The following is a 16,544-nucleotide window of genomic DNA, read 5'->3' as shown; positions in this document are numbered from 1 at the left end:
AGGGGGCTATTATACTGGAAATAATGGCTGGCGATAACCCCGAAACCGCCGACTGGCGCGAATCGCAGCGCCGGTATTGCAGATTCTCACAAAAATTAACAAAATTTGTAAACTCAGCAACCTGGCTTCCAGCGTAAGGTATTGACCCTTAACCCCAATGTTAACCGGAGTCACAATGACACAACTCAACGCATCTCGTACTGCCCTGGTGGTGATTGACCTGCAGGACGGCATTTTACCGTTTGCCGGTGGCCCCCACAGCGCCAGCGACGTCGTGGCTCGTGCCGCGCGTCTGGCAGAGAAATTCCGCGCCAGCGGTTCGCCGGTGGTGATGGTGCGCGTGGGCTGGTCAGCCGATTACGCAGAAGCCCTGAAACAACCTGTTGATGCCGCACCTCCGGGCCATGCCCTGCCTGAAAACTGGTGGAGCTACCCGGCCGCGCTCGGTAAAAAAGACAGTGACATTGAAGTCACCAAACGCCAGTGGGGAGCGTTTTACGGCACAGACCTCGAGCTACAGCTGCGCCGCCGCGGTATCGACACCCTCGTCCTTTGCGGTATTTCGACCAATATTGGCGTCGAGTCCACCGCACGTAACGCCTGGGAAATGGGGTTCTCGTTGGTTCTGGCTGAGGATGCCTGCAGCGCCGCCAGCGCCGAGCAGCATAATCACAGCCTGAAGTTCATCTTCCCGCGTATCTCCCGCATTCGCAGCACCGACGAGATAATTGCTTCGCTATGATTTATATCGGCCTTCCCCAGTGGCAGCACCCGAAATGGAACCGGCTGGGCATCACTTCGCTGGAGGATTATGCCCGCCACTTCAACTGTGTGGAAGGCAACACCACGCTGTACGCTCTGCCCAAAGCGGAAATCGTACAGCGCTGGCGGGAAATGACGGGCGACAGTTTTCGCTTCTGTTTTAAATTTCCCGCCACCATTTCCCATACCGCCGCCCTTCGCAACTGCGGCGACCTCACCGCCGAGTTTTTCGACCGCATGTCGCCGCTAGCGGGCAGAATAGGCCAATACTGGCTTCAATTGCCGGCCACTTTCGGGCCTGGCGACCTCCCGGCGCTGTGGCATTTTCTGGATGCATTGCCCGCGGAGTTCACCTATGGCGTTGAAGTCCGGCACCCGGCCTTTTTCGACAAAGGTGCGGATGAACAGGCATTGAATCGCGGCCTGCATGACAGGAAAGTGAATCGAGCCATTCTCGACAGCCGCCCGATTCACAGTGCCGTGCCGCACAACGAGGCGGTGCGGGAAGCCCAACGTAAAAAGCCCAAAGTTCCGGTGCATGCCATTGTCACGGCCAGCCATCCTCTGGTGCGATTTATCGGCAGCGACAACATGACGCAAAATGCCGAGCTGTTTGATGTCTGGTTAAAAAAGTTGCCTGAATGGACGGCAAAAACAACGCCATACCTTTTTCTCCACACCCCGGACATTGCCCAGGCGCCGGAGCTGGTTCATACCCTATGGCCCGCGCTGCAGCACGTTTTTCCTGAATTAGGGGCTCCACCCGCCATCCCGCAACAGGCCACACTTTTCTGAGCGCTAGCGACAGCACTCCGCTTGCGAGCTATCATAGCGTGAGCCGTAACTGTTACGACATGGAGTTAATATGGTAAGCGCGCTGTATGCGGTGCTGGCTGCTCTGCTGTTAATTAAGTTTTCGTTCGACGTTGTTCGCCTGCGAATGCAGTACCGGGTTTCCTACGGCGACGGCGGCTTTAGTGAACTCCAAAGCGCCATCCGTATTCACGGTAATGCGGTGGAATATATTCCCATTTCCCTGCTGCTTTTACTGCTGATGGAGATGGACGGCGCCGAAACCTGGATGGTGCATATTTGCGGTATTATGCTGCTGGCCGGACGCCTGCTGCACTACTACGGATACCATCATCGCCTGATCCGCTGGCGCCGTTCCGGCATGAGTGCCACCTGGTGCGCGCTGATGCTAATGGTGCTGGCCAACTTATGGTATATGCCGTGGGAGTTGGTTTTCTCGCTCCATTAACGCAAAATACGCCCCTTTCGAATTTCCGGATTTAACGTTATGTCTGACCGCGATACGCTGTTTTCCGCCCCGATAGCCAAACTGGGCGACTGGACCTTTGATGAACGGGTAGCCGAAGTCTTCCCCGATATGATCCAGCGCTCGGTGCCAGGTTACTCCAATATCATCTCCATGATTGGCATGCTGGCGGAGCGCTTCGTGCAGCCCCACAGCCAGGTTTACGACCTTGGCTGCTCTTTGGGCGCGGCAACATTATCGGTACGACGCAACATTCATCACGATGGCTGCAAAATCATTGCCGTCGACAACTCCCCGGCCATGGTCGAACGCTGCCGCCGCCATCTTGACGCCTTTAAAGCGCAAACGCCCGTCGAAGTCATCGAAGGCGATATTCGCCATATCGCCATCGAAAATGCGTCGATGGTGGTGCTGAACTTCACGCTACAATTCCTCGAGCCCGACGACCGTCAACTGTTGCTGAATAAAATCTGGCAGGGCCTGAGGCCGGGCGGTGCACTGGTGCTTTCGGAGAAATTCAGCTTTGAAGATGCCGAAGTTGGCGAGCTGCTGTTTAACATGCACCACGACTTTAAGCGCGCCAACGGCTACAGCGAACTGGAAATTAGCCAGAAGCGCAGCATGCTGGAAAACGTGATGCTGACCGACTCGGTCGAAACCCACAAAAAACGCCTCAAACAGGCGGGCTTTGAGCACGCCGAACTGTGGTTCCAGTGCTTTAACTTTGGCTCTCTGGTAGCCGTCAAGTCCGGAGAAGTCGCGTGATTGATTTCGGTAATTTTTATCAGCTGATTGCAAAAAACCACCTGGCCCCGTGGCTGGAAACCCTGCCCGCGCAAATTGCCAGCTGGCAGCGTGAATCCCTGCACGGCCAGTTCAAGCACTGGTACAACACAGTGAACTATCTGCCGGAGATGACGCCTCATCGTCTGGACCTCCTGCACAGCGTCACCGCTGAGTCCGCCATGCCGCTGAGCGAAGGCCAGCAGCTTGGCATAGAAAAGCTGCTCCGCAACCTGATGCCCTGGCGCAAAGGCCCCTACTCGCTGTATGGCGTAGATATCGACACCGAATGGCGCTCAGATCTTAAATGGGATCGCGTCTTGCCGCACATTTCGCCGCTTGCCGGGCGGACCATTCTCGACGTGGGCTGCGGCAGCGGCTATCACCTGTGGCGCATGATTGGCGCAGGCGCGCAGCTGGCGGTTGGCATTGACCCGATGCAGCTGTTTATTTGCCAGTTTGAGGCGGTGCGTAAGCTGCTTGGGAACGATCAGCGCGCCCACGTTCTGCCGCTTGGTATTGAGCAACTTCCAGAGCTGAACGCCTTTGATACCGTGTTCTCGATGGGCGTGCTTTACCATCGCCGCTCGCCGCTGGATCACCTCTGGCAGCTGAAGAATCAGCTGGTCAAAGAAGGCGAACTGGTGCTGGAAACGCTGGTGGTGGAAGGCGATGAAAATACGGTATTAGTGCCGGGCGAGCGCTATGCTCAGATGCGCAACGTTTACTACATCCCGTCCGCGCTGGCATTGAAAAACTGGCTGGAGAAATGCGGTTTTGTCGACGTAAAAATTGTCGACCACTGCGTCACCACGCAGGAAGAACAGCGCCGCACGTCGTGGATGATCACCGAATCGCTGGGCGATTTCCTCGACCCAAATGACAGTGGCAAAACCATTGAAGGTTACCCCGCCCCGCTTCGTGCCGTTCTGGTGGCCCGCAAGCCATAGCCCACAAACAAAAAACCCGGCGCTGATTGCCGGGTTTTTTATCTTCGCCATCGCTTAGCGATAAACCTGTGCGGTGCCACTCCACAGGCTGGAGTCTCCAGGCGTGCCCAGGCCAGTAATGTTAATTTTGCTGCCGCCGATTTTCTCGGCCTTTACCTGCAGTCGGTTGATGGCATCATCGGTGCTGCCGGATACGCCACGAATGGACACGACGCCAATTTGCTCCTGTCCTGCCGGGCTGCTGTTAAGCACTTCGGGCAGCGGTGCGGCAAAAGCGGCAGATGCGAAGACGGATGACAGAGCCAGGATGACAGTTGCAGTTATTTTTTTCATTTTTAATTCCCTCTAACATAGATAGTTGTCGGAGAGGATTATTCACCCCAGGGTGTTTTGTAACGTAAGTGGCTGGCAAACGAAGTTAAACAATGTGTACAAAAAGTGAAGGAAAGGTTACGCGACGCATCGCTGGTTACAAAATAAAAAAAGCCCCAGCAATACGCCGGGGATATGGATTTCGCCTTAGCCATTAAATATCATCAATTCAACCAGTTGAAAAATAATACTGTTTGCATAACCAGTATTATTATGGTGCTTTTTAGTTCGTCCTGGGGTATTTTTTCACTATCAGCACCCCACACAGCACCCCAAGAAGGCAATGAATAATGGCTTATTACACTATCGAAAAAAGGCGGCGGCGGGATGGCACCCCCCGCTACCGCTGCACCGTCGGCGTTAAGGCCGGGGGGAAATATCTTCACAGGGAAAGCGAGACATTCACTAAGCAGAGCCTGGCAAAAGCATGGGGTGCCAAACGGGTTGCATACATTGAAGAGAATGGCATACCCGATAGCTCAGCCTCAAGCAAAGAAGTTGTCACCCTGGGCGATGCGATCACAAAATACCTTGAACATCCCGAGGTGCTGATGCAGCGCTCAAAACGTGAAACGCTCGAGCAAATTCTCAAGAGTGATGTTGCAACAGTGGAGCTAAAGAGCATAACGTCAAAAGCCCTCATTGAACACTGCATGTATCGCAAGAGCCTTGGCCGCAGCCCTAAAACTATATCTAACGACATCTCATTCATCGCTTCAGTATTAAACGCTGCAAAGCCACTGTTCGGTATTGAGGTTAACCTCAATGAATTAGAAGAGGCAAAGAACTGGCTCAATCAGCTGCGTATCATTGGCCCTTCACAGCGGCGCAATCGGCGGCCAACGCGCGAGGAATTTCAGAGTATCTTGGTCGGGCTAGAAGAAAAGGCGAAAACTTCCTACAGCGGCGCCCCATTCCACGAAATTTATCTTCTTTCGGTTCTTACTTGTGCGCGCATAGGAGAGCTTTGCAGGATTCGATGGGATGATATAGACGAGACGCAAAAAGCTGTGCTTGTGCGAGACAGGAAGGATCCCCGTAAAAAATTCGGCAACCATATGCTGGTGCCGCTTCTGGGCGAGGCATGGAATTTGATTCAGAAGCAGCCACGAAATGATGAGAGAATTTTTCCTTTCCGAGAGCGGAGTGTTACGCAGACATACAGGCAGGTGCGGGATGAGCTGGGAATTGAGGATTTGCGTTATCACGATCTCCGACGCGAAGGAGCAAGCCGGCTATTTGAAGCTGGGTTCAGCATCGAGGAAGTTGCCCAGGTCACAGGCCATCGATCGCTCAACACCCTATGGCAGGTTTACACCGAGCTGTTCCCCAAAACCCTGCATCAAAAGTTTGATCACCTTCATGGGGTGTCGGGGGTCGGAGGTTCAAATCCTCTCATGCCCACCAAATAAAAATTGAAAACTAGCCTCTTACGGCTGGTTTGTGTGACTTGCTTGATATTCCTAGTTCATATTCATGGCCTAGGGCAATATTAATGACGCAGATATAGGTTGTGATTTCAAATGCAACCTGCTGTTTTATAATGAAATACATCTAAATAGGCATGATAAAAATAGATAAAATCAGTCAATAAAATTCATAGTAAAATCAACGAATAGCAAATGATTTGCAGAATGGTGTTGACTGTAACCTACCCTGTAAATACTGTATACACATACAGTAATTAAGGGACTAAAAATGTTCGTTGAACTCGTCTATGACAAACGCAATGTAGAGGGTTTACCCGGCGCAAAAGAAATCATCCTGGCTGAGCTGACGAGGCGTGTGCATCGCGTCTTTCCCGAAGCTGACGTGCGCGTTAAACCGATGGAATCCAGCTCTGTTAACAGTGACTGCACGAAAAATGAGAAAGAGAAGCTGAGTCGTCTGGTCGAAGAGATGTTCGATGAAGCTGAGTTCTGGCTTGTTAGCGAGTAACTGGCATGGACAACATGATCATATCTGGCGTCAGGATTTACTTTCCGCGACGAGGCGAAAAGCTCCCGGTACCGTCTGCTGATATGCGTACCTTTGCGATTAAAGGTACCACTGGCGATCGTTGCTGTGTTCTTGGGTTCTGGAATGGTAAATGGCGGGTACTGTCTCTTCCTGAGTATGAGAGTTCGGGAAAGGCGATTATGGCGGTAGCCAGGCGAGGGAAACGAGCATCGTGTCAATGATACAATTCAGCGGGAGCAAGCCACTTTCCGAAACTGCGCTTGGTTGTTGAAGTCCACAGTTTCTATGATTAATGTCCTTACTGAGACGATAATCATTTAGGATATTGAACGTATGGATACTATCGAACAGATAAAGGGCTATTACTTTAAAGGGATGCACAATCTGCCTTGTGGGGAATTGGCTTTTTGGATCACAGTAGATGAAGCAGAGAAGCAGCTCGGTGGGATCGATATTGTTGCATTTGCCTTTATTCTTGGTGGATTGAATGTCATTCATGTTCCCGGAAAGCCGCTTACCGCAACGCCGGGAACCAGTTTTTTATCCCTCTATCTCCGACGAATGATTTCTTATCGACTTAATTCCCGCTGGCGTTCTCCAACATGGAAAACATTAGTTGGCGGGGGTTGGGCAAAAACAACAAGCTTGGGTGGACTTATAGGACGCTGGATCCCTTGGGTAGGAGTTGCGATCACTGCATATGATGTAATGATTATCGCCAAAAGAAGTATTCAGCGTTACAACCTGATTGTTCGCCCAGGAGACAAGATATGATTGAACTTGAAAGGGCAGTTTTGCAGTTTGTTAAAACAGAGCTGGGTGATAGCAGCATTCAAGTATCCTCATCGCTTAGCACCGGGAAGCACCAAACTGTACCAGAGGATATACTGGATATGATGGATAAATATTCCGCCAAATTTAACGTTGATTGCAGCAATATTCATTGGCGCAGATATTTTCCTCAGACAGTTTTACCTTTCCTGCCCAACTGTATTTTACCCGAGCGCCTGAAATCAGATCGACACAATCCTGAGCTATTTACGATCGGTATGATGATTGAATCAGCCAAAGCGGGTCGCTGGCTTTACGATTAACAATCATTTAAAACCAGCCTCTTACGGATGTTTTTTGTCCCTGAGTTTTACGTGGGGAACTGTTGGGGAGAAATGGGGGAATTACTGCCGACGAATTACATGCATGGGTTGTCGTCAAATTCCTCCAGTCGGGCATCGTTGATGATGTACGTCACAACGCCAAACACGTCCAAAGGCTCATCATCTGATCCATGATTTTCCCGGGCGCCAGTGTCTAGCCGCTCAAGATATTTGTGCGGGTGGAGCCGCAGCCGGCGCAAACGAAATTCCCCGTCAATTGCGCAGGCAAGAATCGATCCATCACACTGCGTGGCCGCCGTGTCGACAACCAGCAGAGCCCCTTTGATAATCCCGGCGCGCAGGCATGTTTCCGATGCGCGCATGAAGTAAGTTGCAGCTGGCCTGCTGATTAGCTGGCGGTCGAGAGAAATGCGGCTCTCTACATAGTCCTGAGCTGGCGATGGAAAACCCATGATCAAAGCCCTCCGTTAGGGTTGTAAACCATAAATGTCCTGGCTTCACCATCTTCTGTCGATACGTCTTTGAAGGTGCTAACAGAGCTCTCAATCCAGTCGTTCGCTTGTTTCAGGCTCCACCGCCAGTTCACTTTGTTCAACTCTTTCACAAAGTCAGCAGTAGTGACCGTGCGCCGGCCGTTTTCCTCTATCCTCAAAGCCTTCCAAAATGCTCCTTCAATATCATCACGACGTGGCATATTTCACCCCAATAAATACTGTTTATACATACAGTATATTTTGGAATTTTTAGGAATCAACAGTAGAAGAGGCACGATCGGCTAAGGGTCTGGCAGGAGGGAGAATTTATTTTTTTGCTAACAGTGCTTCGAGTTCTTCTATCCGGGTCCCCTGCCGCTTCACGGTCTCGGCTAGTTCATTGAAGCCATTAACAAGTAGCGCGACCACGCCATTGTAGTTAACGCCAAGCATCTTTTCTTCACCGTACTCATACACGCACTCGGGCAGCACCTCGTTAACGTCCTGTGCGATTAAACCCGCCTCCTCTGAATAATAGGAGTGCTCATCTTCTACCAAATTTCCGCGCTTGAGATAGGTATAACCGACCAGGGATGACAGTTTTTCCAGCGGGGTTTCTATGCGTTTGAGATTGGCTTTTAAACGCAGGTCAGACGCACTTACCCAGTTACCCTGGGCCGTGCCGTTTGCATAGAACGTTGACTGGAAGCCACCCACAATGAGAGCCGTCGCGTGGTTATTATCCGCTGCAATAACGGTGCTCATGCCAGAGCCCCAATCCTGGCCCCATTCGACCGATTTCCATACAGTTGAAGCCCCGCCTGTTACCTCCGACTGTATGATTGTTCCGGCGCCCATGCTACGCCAGTTACCCCACGACCCACCCTGAACTCTAGTGGTCGACATCGCCCCAGAAGCCCCTGCTACTACGCCACCAAAAGCCAGTCTCGCTACATCATTTAATTCAGGGAATGAAATTTGTTTTGCAACATTGATATTATCAACCCCGGAAAAAAGCCCATTCTCATCAAATTGAAAATATCTATGCTTTTCCCGGCCATTTGTTACGTGGATTGTCGCTTTTGCCGCTTCACTTTGCACTTCATGATACATGCGTGCCATCGACACAATAGCAGTACCGTCATCGGTCAGCCTGCGGGACTCAAAAACACCGCCATTTTGCACTGCACTGGCTTTTGTATCGAGCCGTAGTCCTCCATGAGTCACTAAATTGCCATCACCCAGACCAAGGTTCATGCGTGCGTGTCCTGCATCGGTTGCACCGGTACTGCCTGACGTCACTGGGATTGGTTTATTAACTCCCCACCCGTCCTGTATCTGGAATAATCCATCATCACCGAGGACTATCCTGTACCCCCCTTTCGGGGAGTATAAAAAAGAATATTTGTCGAACGTTTTTAATAATGAAGCAAAATAGTTAAGTGATGGACCGGTGTATGTACTTCCGTCAGGAAGTTTAACGGTAATTGTCCCTGTTCCGCTGAATACCTGCTGCCAGTTCTGCTTGTCATAGTTCAGGGCCGCTCAGTTGCTACGGTAAATACGGTAAATTTCTACATGGGAGTTATCTACGGGATGTTGGGCTTCGCTAAAGCCAATGGCTACATCAGCGAAAATCCCATGGATGGGATGTCTCCGCTTCGCCGTTCTAAGGTAGAGCCAGACCCGCTTACTCGTGAGGGATTTGTTCGACTTATTGATGCGTGCTCAAATCGGCAGGTTAAAAACTTCTGGTCACTGGCGGTATATACCGGATTGAGGCATGGCGAGATGTGTGGCATTGCATGGGAAGATATCGACCTGAAGGCCGGCACATTGACAGTCAGAAGGAATCATACTCTGACCAAAGAATTCACCCCGCCAAAAACAGACGCTGGAACAGACAGGGTGATCATACTGATTGATGCTGCTCTGGAAGTTTTGCGCGATCAAGCCGAGCTGACGAGATTAGGAAAGCAGCATGAGATTGATGTGGTCTTCAGGGAGTATAAAAAGAAGGAAGTCCACAAATGCACGTTTGTGTTTAACCCATCTTTACACGCTAAGAATGGACGATCTGGTTATCACTATGCAGTCGGTTCAGTAAACCAAAGCTGGGAAGCTGCAATGCGCAGGGCTGGTCTGAGATACCGCAAGGCTTATCAATCCAGGCACACATACGCATGCTGGTCACTTACTGCTGGGGCAAACCCGAACCTCATCGCATCTCAAATGGGACACGCCAATGCCCAGATGGTTTATCAGGTTTACGGGAAGTGGATGACTGATAATGACCGTGAACAACTTGCCATTCTGAACCAGAAATTATCGTCATTTGCCCCATCCATGCCCCACGCAAAAGTGATTTGATTAAATTATTCAGTAAAATCAAATAGCTTAATCAACTAAACCTGCATGTTCATCATATGAGGAGTTAAATTGTAAGATAGAGAAAGAACAGGAAACATCACGTTTAAGACAGAGATTTAGCGCGAGAGTGTTTGGACTGTTGGGAAGTTCACGCAACCTCGCGCTAGTTTTTTGTCCCATCATTGCCCCATGCCATGAAGATGGCGCACGGCATTAGCGCAAGCCAACCCTCACCAGCACCGGTGTTGAGTTGCTTTGTGCTAATTTTTTCCTTGGATGCCCAGCAGGTACAGATGACAAAATGCCCACCTGAGTGGGCTATATTTTAAAGCATCTTTAATTTATGCAAATGATATTTTTGCTAATTAACGGTCCGACTTTTTCCGGAATAGTACTAGCCTTGAAGTAATCAAATTTACTAACATTCCTGCAATGCTCCCAGCAGCTACGCCTATAATCGGATTTTCATTAACTAATTTATAAGAGGATATAAGCCAACTATAAAGACCATAATTTACCACTCCGCCTGCCAGCATTAACGCGAGGTATGATACAAATTCGCTTTGCGGCTTCATGCCAGAGCTATTTTCCTTAAATGTGATCCTTCTATTGAATAGCCATGTCACAATAACTGCGCAGAAAAATGAGAATCCTCGAGCTGCATACGGCCCGAGGAACTCACGCAACATGTAAAGCACCGAGGTATCGATCAAGAAACCGAATACCCCACTAATTCCGAAGAAAAAAAATTCTCTCAGAACTTTTCTCATTTATCTTCTCTGGTATCTGGAAGAGCAATACCAAGGTAGACCAGCCGCTTCATTTCATGACGCCCTCTTGTGACATTATCCAGAACCAAACCGCAAACGAACGACAATGCAGCTGCTATCATGATAGAGGCTGCCAACACAGCCGTTGGCAGCCTGGGAACTAATCCTACTTGAAGATATTCAGTTAATATTGGGAATCCCAACACTAGCGAAACCATTGCCATGATCAAAGCAAAAATTCCAAAGAAAGAAAATGGGCGTTCACTTATATATAGTCGACCAATTGTTTTTAATATCCTCCACCCATCTCGATACGTAGACAATTTACTCACAGATCCTTCTGGACGAGCCCCATACGATGTCATTATCTCACCATATGGCATGCGAAGTTCTAACGCATGAACTGTAAGTTCTGTTTCAATTTCAAAACCATTGGAAAGCGCCGGAAAAGACTTAGCATATCTACGTGTGAATACCCGATATCCTGAAAGCATATCAGTAAAGTTTCCACCGAATATTTTAACAACGCTTTGAGTTAGTAAATAATTACCCCATTGGTGGCCGCGTCTGTATGCCTCTCCAGCAATTTCTTCTTTGGTTTCCCTACACCCGACGACCATATCTAGTCGGTTATCAAGAAGCTTGTCAACAAGAGACTGAACTGCGCTTGCATCATATGTTGCATCCCCATCGACCATCACGTAGATGTCAGCATCAACATCGGCAAACATTCTTCGTACAACATTCCCCTTTCCAGGAAGTTGCACAGAAACTACTTTTGCTCCAGCGCTGGAAGCAACAAGTGCAGTGCGATCACTTGAATTGTTATCAAAAACGTAAACATCAATCTCTGGCATAGCATCACGAAATCCGTGAATTACGGACTCTATCGCCGCCTCTTCATTGTAACAGGGAACGATTAATGCTACATGTTGACCACGATAATACATTACAACCTCGTTAATATGATTTATTTGTTTTTATAGAAAGCATAATAAAAGGAATGCTCGCTGACGTTGCCAGTATTGACCAATATGCGTATCTAAAGTCAGAAGCTACACCAACAAAAAGGTATGCAAGTAGGTATAAGAAACTTGATGCATTTAATGCCAGAAACATATCCCTTGTAAAACATTTTTTGGCAAACAACCCATATATAGAAAACAAAAAAGATGCTAAAAGCCAAAAACCAGGTTTGAAAACAAAACTGTCTTTTAGTAGATTAGTTGTCACCTCAAGAGTTCTGAACATACCTGTTTTTTCAAATTTAAAACCCAGATCATTATCTGCAGTTTGGCCACCTAATATTAAATTAGGATTCCACAATAAAATCATGAAGTTTTCATATCGGTGATGCAGGTATGCACCAGGTTCATTGTAGATTGCAGTAACCCATTTTTTCAATAAGGTTCCATCTGCCCATGCTCCTGATGCCTGAATATCGCTAAGCACAAACTTGCATTCACCCCATGCATATACATCCCATGCTTTTGAGTTGTAGCAAATTGATGTTACTTTATCACTTTCAGAATTAGACCAATTCTCTTTGAAGTAATCTTTACCAGAGAAATGAGATATCCCTCCAATATCAAAGACTATTAATGATTGATAAGCCCTGCCCTTTGCCGCATTAAGAAAACCGTAATTAAATACCGACGTTAATAGAATGGTGCATGCTGGGAATAAGATAAGTATTATCAACCACTTTTTCCAGGATTGAATAGTTATCTTGCTAAAAAGAAGCCATACCAAAGGGAGCAAACCAAAAATTGCATTAAATCGAACCATGGTTCCCGCAGCTAACATTACCCCCGATGCAAGCAGCAGTTTTTTAATTCTTCTGTCCTTTTCATTATCTAAGTAGGAATACAATCCAATAATACCAACAGAAAATAACCACATGACTCCATGAAGTACGTCTTTCCATATGTGACTAAGCGTACCAACGGTGAATGGCATGAAGCCAGCAACTATAACCGCTAAAGAAAGTTTTCTATGCGATTGTGGAATAGATAAAGAAAGAAGAAATAACCCACCCCAGTACAAAATGCACTCAAGTAACAGCATTCCAAATGGGCCTGGTATCCAGTCGTTAACAACTGACCAAATAAAGCTCATGATTGGAGGGTGCCAATCACTGAAAATAAAACTGGTCGCTTGCTGGTATTGATCAATCGCGTCGCTACTGACTATCCCAGGGAAGAAAGCCCGCAAAGTTAATGCTAAGCCAATTGCTGCCAGGACTGCTTGCGGGGTTCTTTTTTTTATGTCGATGGTTGACATTGTCATTGATTTCCGTTGACTTGACATACAGCAGGGCGGGCATTATCACACAGTAAACGCACTCAGGCAAGCATTCATAAGTCAATCGTTTTATTCAAAAAAATGAGTTTTATGTACCCAGACATTAATTTACATGTTAATAAAATGATTTCAGCATAGAAATTAATATAGAACAATAATATCTATTTATGTGATTGGAGGCTCGAAAAGCTTAAAATCTGGTACTTAGGTACAGAACAGTTATTTAGCAAAAAACGTTTTAATACAAATAAGGGCAAGCAAAGCCTTTTTTGTGTCCACATTTCTGCCTCCAGGCATGAAAATGCCCTCACAGTGCCACCAAATTACCTCTAATAAAATACCATCACAACAGAGCATTAGCTTAAGACAAATCGAACCCATTCCCTGCCTGAGTTGTTTTGCGCTAATTTTTTGCCCCATTGGTAAAGATGATAAAAAACCCGCAGAAGCGGGTTTGGCTGAAGTGTTTCGAAAATCGAAATACTTATGCTACATCGGCACCATGAACCAGGTGGCGCAGAGCCTCAAGGCCATTGGCATTATAGCGGAACGCCTCTACCTGCTTGTCTGAGTGTTTCGATTTGTCTAGGAAGAATTTTCCGTACTGCTCAGTCTTCAGGTTGTGCTTGTTAGCCAGGCGACCAATTTTGTTAGCCGTGCACCCAAGCTGATCGGCAATGTCTCCAGCGGTGTAGTAATGCTGCTCAATAACAGGCAAGGGGATCGCATTGAAACCAACGATTGGGTTGATGATGTTAGCTGCTGCGCACTGTCGTGCTTCTGCTGCAAGGTTTGGCATCAAGTCAAAAAGGTTCGTCACTGCCTCTACCGTCATCTTCAGAGTGCGAGCCTGACGGAATTCTACCAGGCCGCTAGCAGATTTAGACGGGAGTGCCTCCCCTGCCTCCAACTGACGCCAGCGTTTTGCCACCTTATGGCGCAGCGGAATGCTGTAGCCCATCATCAGAGTCATGGTGAGATCCTGGTCAAGCCAGTACTCCTGGTATGTACGTCCCCTTTCGTCCTGGTAATCGGCCGAAAAGTCGGCCGATTGAAGATTGAGCGATTCAAACATTTTCCGGCAATCTTCCAGCACATGCTTGTGCTGCTTCCCGGTCAATGTCGCAATCTCACGACTGGACATTTTCGTGACAACAGATCCTGCTTTTGCTACATTCTTAGAAGTCATTCGACATTCCTTATGTGAAAGTTAGGGTTTGTGACATACGCCAGCAGCTGTAACTGCTGGCTTTTTTATTGCCGTATGTCAGAGCAAATTTAAGAAAGAAGAAGCTCTCCCTTCGCGCCGCGAACATAAACATTCCTTGCCTTCGAAACCCTTCTGATCGCGTCAATCTCTCTAATTTCTGGATACATCTTCCTGAGCATGGTTCGCATTACTTCAACCTCGCTTCGTGGGCCAGAAAGATCGAACCCCATTTCTTCCAGTATCGAGACAAGGTGCAGCGTTGGGGATTTCGCATCATCGCCATACATCATGTAAGGCTGCACATTTAAGCTAGGCGTCTGGAAAGGCCTCTTTGGCTGCGGAGGGTTATTAACCCGAAGAGAAAGATTGTTTTCGTACCACCAGGATAACGTGATATCCAATCCTTCTGCCGGCAAGCCGGATAGGATTGGCGATACCGAAACTTCTTTTTCAAGAACATCCAGAACCCAGCGACGAAATTCCTTTGCTTTCGCTGTACGGGCAAACATGGCAATCAAGTGAGCACCGCGAAGTGAAAATGCGCGGGTCATCTGCTCACCGTAAGGGGTGGTCACTTTGACCACCCCTGTCATTTTCTCCGTAAATTCATCAGCATGGCGAGAATAGATACGCTGTACAGCCTTATCATCGGCGTACTGAAGCGCGTAGCCAATTTGGCTCGCAGTCAGCCATGTCTCTGCCATGTTTTCTACGGGCTGAAGATGTATGCCCTGGAAGTTAAGATCTGATTTAGCTACAATATTCATGTCGATATTTCCTTTGCCGGATTTGTTCGATAAGAGGCCCAGGGTGTTAGCGCACTTCTGGGCTTCGCCGTTTTTACTGCACATGCATTTGTCCTCTGAACTTCAAAGCCCATACCAACGCCTGAACAAGTGCGGCGTTTTCAGAAAGCCCCTCTTCATCGGCGATACGCTTAAACTCTTCTTTCACCTTCTGCGGATAGCGCAGGGTTGTCTTTGCTTCGTTCTTTTCCATCTCTTTCCCCTAGAGGCCATATTGCCACCACGGGGCCATAGTGCCACTATTGAATTGATATGGCAATATGGCACCATTGATTTTTTTAAGGGGGGCAAATGTCAGAAAAACAGGTTAAAGACTACGACAAATTCAATGTCAGATTCCCCGATGGTATGAGGGATGCTGTAGCCGAGCGTGCAAAGCGAAATGGCAGATCAATGAATGCAGAGATCATTCAGATTATTGAGGATGCAATTGCAGCTGAAGAAAGCGGCTTCCCGGCTGGCGATGCCAGGGAATTGCGTGCAGTTATCAGGGCAAAGGATGAGTCGATTGATGAATATATTGGAGTTCTAGAGAAAATGACCAGGGTGGTTGATAAGTTGTCAAAATTAGCTTTCCCTGATCATGATGACAAAGACAATAAAAAGCCCACCTAAGTGGTGGTCAACTTATTAAATCTGAAGGGAAGTCATGGACAAATTCAACAGAGAATTGCAGAGAGAACTCCTTAAATGTCTATATGACGCAACCCCGTATCGCATGCCAACAGAAAGGGAAAACCACTTCTGTACAGCATTTGGCGGACAAGCTGAACTAGTTGCAAACTTGCTCTATCTTCGTGATCACGGCCTTATAAATGTCGTAATTAAGCAAGTTTTATCAGGTAGCTACATAGTCGAATTTGAGTCATTAAAGATTAACAGCAAGGGTATCGACTTTGTGCGTGACGATGGTGGTTTATCAGCAATCCTGAATGTAACAACTATCAAGTTCCACCGTGAAGCTGTGGTCGTGATCGAAGATCTCATCGCACTATCAAATATGTCCGCTGAAGAAAAAGAGAAAGCTAAATCTAAGCTTGGAGAGCTATCTTTTGAAGCATTGAAAGCAGTAGTGCAGACAGCAACCACTGTTGGACTATCGGCTTTATTAAAATAGGCCACCTGAGTGGGCTTGCTCTGCTTTCAGGCGGGATCGGTGATTGCTATCATTTCATTGTTGAAAAAAACACTTTGCAAGTGTAATGTCCTACCTCATTTATTTATAAGGATATTGCTAATGGATAAATTCATAAAAATCGGCCACTGGTTTATCCGAGCAATGGGACTTGCATGCCTGCTGATGTTAATAACAGGGGTGTCGTATAGAAATGGATGGCTGGGGATTGATTTATTCATGATAGCCATATGGCTATGGGATGAATACTCTCTAT

21 protein-coding genes and 1 pseudogene are annotated in these 16,544 nt (G+C 47.8%); 12 read left to right on the top strand and 10 right to left on the bottom strand.

The genetic code is table 11. The features are described from left to right. Positions 1-175: 175 nt before the first annotated feature. The 5 genes from F3J26_RS04370 to cmoB all read left to right on the top strand — a co-directional run bounded on the left by F3J26_RS04370 (position 176) and on the right by cmoB (position 3,774). Complete coding sequence (locus F3J26_RS04370) at positions 176-742, top strand: hydrolase (RefSeq protein WP_008453925.1); 567 nt, start codon at positions 176-178, stop codon at positions 740-742. Further along, the gene (locus F3J26_RS04365) at positions 739-1,557 is read left to right on the top strand and encodes a DUF72 domain-containing protein (protein WP_166991798.1); all 819 of its coding nucleotides are present in this window, start codon (positions 739-741) and stop codon (positions 1,555-1,557) included. Before F3J26_RS04370 ends, F3J26_RS04365 begins: the two co-directional genes overlap by 4 nt. Before the next feature lie 70 nt (positions 1,558-1,627). Next, positions 1,628-2,023, top strand: a complete 396-nt coding sequence (locus F3J26_RS04360; RefSeq protein WP_008453920.1) for an MAPEG family protein — start codon at positions 1,628-1,630, stop codon at positions 2,021-2,023. Positions 2,024-2,062: 39 nt separating this feature from the next. After that, on the top strand, positions 2,063-2,806 hold the full coding sequence (gene cmoA, locus F3J26_RS04355) for a carboxy-S-adenosyl-L-methionine synthase CmoA (protein ID WP_166991795.1): 744 nt from the start codon (positions 2,063-2,065) through the stop codon (positions 2,804-2,806). Further along, a complete protein-coding gene (gene cmoB, locus F3J26_RS04350; RefSeq protein ID WP_166873000.1) occupies positions 2,803-3,774 on the top strand; it encodes a tRNA 5-methoxyuridine(34)/uridine 5-oxyacetic acid(34) synthase CmoB in 972 nt (323 codons plus the stop codon). Before cmoA ends, cmoB begins: the two co-directional genes overlap by 4 nt. Positions 3,775-3,828: 54 nt before the next feature. On the opposite strand, the gene F3J26_RS04345 is transcribed toward cmoB, so the two are convergent. After that, a complete protein-coding gene (locus tag F3J26_RS04345) occupies positions 3,829-4,107 on the bottom strand; it encodes a YdgH/BhsA/McbA family protein (protein WP_008453915.1) in 279 nt (92 codons plus the stop codon). A 329-nt stretch (positions 4,108-4,436) separates the two neighbouring features. Here F3J26_RS04345 and F3J26_RS04340 point away from each other — a divergent pair, with 329 nt between their 5' ends. The 4 genes from F3J26_RS04340 (at position 4,437) to F3J26_RS04325 (ending at position 7,199) form a co-directional block, all read left to right on the top strand. After that, entirely contained in the window at positions 4,437-5,558 is a 1,122-nt protein-coding gene (locus F3J26_RS04340) for a tyrosine-type recombinase/integrase (RefSeq protein WP_166991792.1), read from the top strand. A 286-nt stretch (positions 5,559-5,844) separates the two neighbouring features. Further along, positions 5,845-6,084: a DinI-like family protein gene (locus F3J26_RS04335; protein ID WP_008456751.1), complete on the top strand. Its 240-nt coding sequence runs from the start codon at positions 5,845-5,847 to the stop codon at positions 6,082-6,084. A 354-nt stretch (positions 6,085-6,438) separates the two neighbouring features. After that, positions 6,439-6,879 (top strand): STM2901 family protein, encoded by a 441-nt coding sequence (locus F3J26_RS04330; protein WP_166991789.1) that lies wholly within the window; start codon positions 6,439-6,441, stop codon positions 6,877-6,879. Continuing rightward, positions 6,876-7,199: a DUF1493 family protein gene (locus F3J26_RS04325; protein ID WP_166991786.1), complete on the top strand. Its 324-nt coding sequence runs from the start codon at positions 6,876-6,878 to the stop codon at positions 7,197-7,199. The genes F3J26_RS04330 and F3J26_RS04325 overlap by 4 nt, the downstream gene beginning before the upstream one ends. Before the next feature lie 95 nt (positions 7,200-7,294). Here the strand turns inward: F3J26_RS04325 and F3J26_RS04320 are convergent, their stop codons facing one another. From F3J26_RS04320 to F3J26_RS04310, 3 genes are all read right to left on the bottom strand, one after another. After that, positions 7,295-7,672 (bottom strand): HumD family translesion DNA polymerase, encoded by a 378-nt coding sequence (locus F3J26_RS04320; protein ID WP_008456757.1) that lies wholly within the window; start codon positions 7,670-7,672, stop codon positions 7,295-7,297. A 2-nt stretch (positions 7,673-7,674) separates the two neighbouring features. Then, a complete protein-coding gene (locus F3J26_RS04315) occupies positions 7,675-7,914 on the bottom strand; it encodes a DNA polymerase V (protein ID WP_166991783.1) in 240 nt (79 codons plus the stop codon). A gap of 106 nt (positions 7,915-8,020) precedes the next feature. Continuing rightward, entirely contained in the window at positions 8,021-8,950 is a 930-nt protein-coding gene (locus F3J26_RS04310) for a tail fiber domain-containing protein (protein ID WP_166991780.1), read from the bottom strand. Positions 8,951-9,226: 276 nt separating this feature from the next. Between F3J26_RS04310 and F3J26_RS04305 the strand changes: the two are divergent. Further along, positions 9,227-10,063, top strand: a pseudogene (locus F3J26_RS04305) (tyrosine-type recombinase/integrase); the annotation flags it as partial. A 365-nt stretch (positions 10,064-10,428) separates the two neighbouring features. Here the strand turns inward: F3J26_RS04305 and F3J26_RS04300 are convergent. The 6 genes from F3J26_RS04300 to F3J26_RS04275 all read right to left on the bottom strand — a co-directional run bounded on the left by F3J26_RS04300 (position 10,429) and on the right by F3J26_RS04275 (position 15,346). Continuing rightward, positions 10,429-10,833 (bottom strand): GtrA family protein, encoded by a 405-nt coding sequence (locus tag F3J26_RS04300; RefSeq protein WP_008459974.1) that lies wholly within the window; start codon positions 10,831-10,833, stop codon positions 10,429-10,431. After that, positions 10,830-11,783, bottom strand: coding sequence for a glycosyltransferase (locus tag F3J26_RS04295; protein WP_166991774.1), 954 nt, complete (start codon positions 11,781-11,783; stop codon positions 10,830-10,832). The genes F3J26_RS04300 and F3J26_RS04295 overlap by 4 nt, the downstream gene beginning before the upstream one ends. A 10-nt stretch (positions 11,784-11,793) precedes the next feature. Continuing rightward, positions 11,794-13,116, bottom strand: a complete 1,323-nt coding sequence (locus F3J26_RS04290) for a hypothetical protein (protein ID WP_286180184.1) — start codon at positions 13,114-13,116, stop codon at positions 11,794-11,796. 505 nt (positions 13,117-13,621) lie between these two features. Beyond that, positions 13,622-14,326, bottom strand: a complete 705-nt coding sequence (locus F3J26_RS04285; protein WP_166991768.1) for a Rha family transcriptional regulator — start codon at positions 14,324-14,326, stop codon at positions 13,622-13,624. An 89-nt stretch (positions 14,327-14,415) separates the two neighbouring features. Continuing rightward, positions 14,416-15,198, bottom strand: coding sequence for a BRO family protein (locus tag F3J26_RS04280; RefSeq protein ID WP_166991765.1), 783 nt, complete (start codon positions 15,196-15,198; stop codon positions 14,416-14,418). Then, on the bottom strand, positions 15,188-15,346 hold the full coding sequence (locus F3J26_RS04275; RefSeq protein WP_008456791.1) for a hypothetical protein: 159 nt from the start codon (positions 15,344-15,346) through the stop codon (positions 15,188-15,190). Before F3J26_RS04275 ends, F3J26_RS04280 begins: the two co-directional genes overlap by 11 nt. A gap of 98 nt (positions 15,347-15,444) precedes the next feature. Between F3J26_RS04275 and F3J26_RS04270 the strand changes: the two genes are divergently transcribed. Together F3J26_RS04270 and F3J26_RS04265 are read left to right on the top strand one after the other, a co-directional pair. Next, positions 15,445-15,768, top strand: a complete 324-nt coding sequence (locus F3J26_RS04270; RefSeq protein WP_166991762.1) for an Arc family DNA-binding protein — start codon at positions 15,445-15,447, stop codon at positions 15,766-15,768. 34 nt (positions 15,769-15,802) lie between these two features. Continuing rightward, positions 15,803-16,270, top strand: coding sequence for a hypothetical protein (locus F3J26_RS04265; RefSeq protein WP_286180183.1), 468 nt, complete (start codon positions 15,803-15,805; stop codon positions 16,268-16,270). Positions 16,271-16,544 lie beyond the last annotated feature (274 nt).

Source organism: Enterobacter sp. Ap-867 (assembly GCF_011752855.1).
In the GTDB taxonomy this organism is placed as follows: domain Bacteria; phylum Pseudomonadota; class Gammaproteobacteria; order Enterobacterales; family Enterobacteriaceae; genus Cedecea.
Note: the sequence above shows the minus strand (reverse complement) of the source record. Positions and strands in the feature narration are given on the sequence as shown.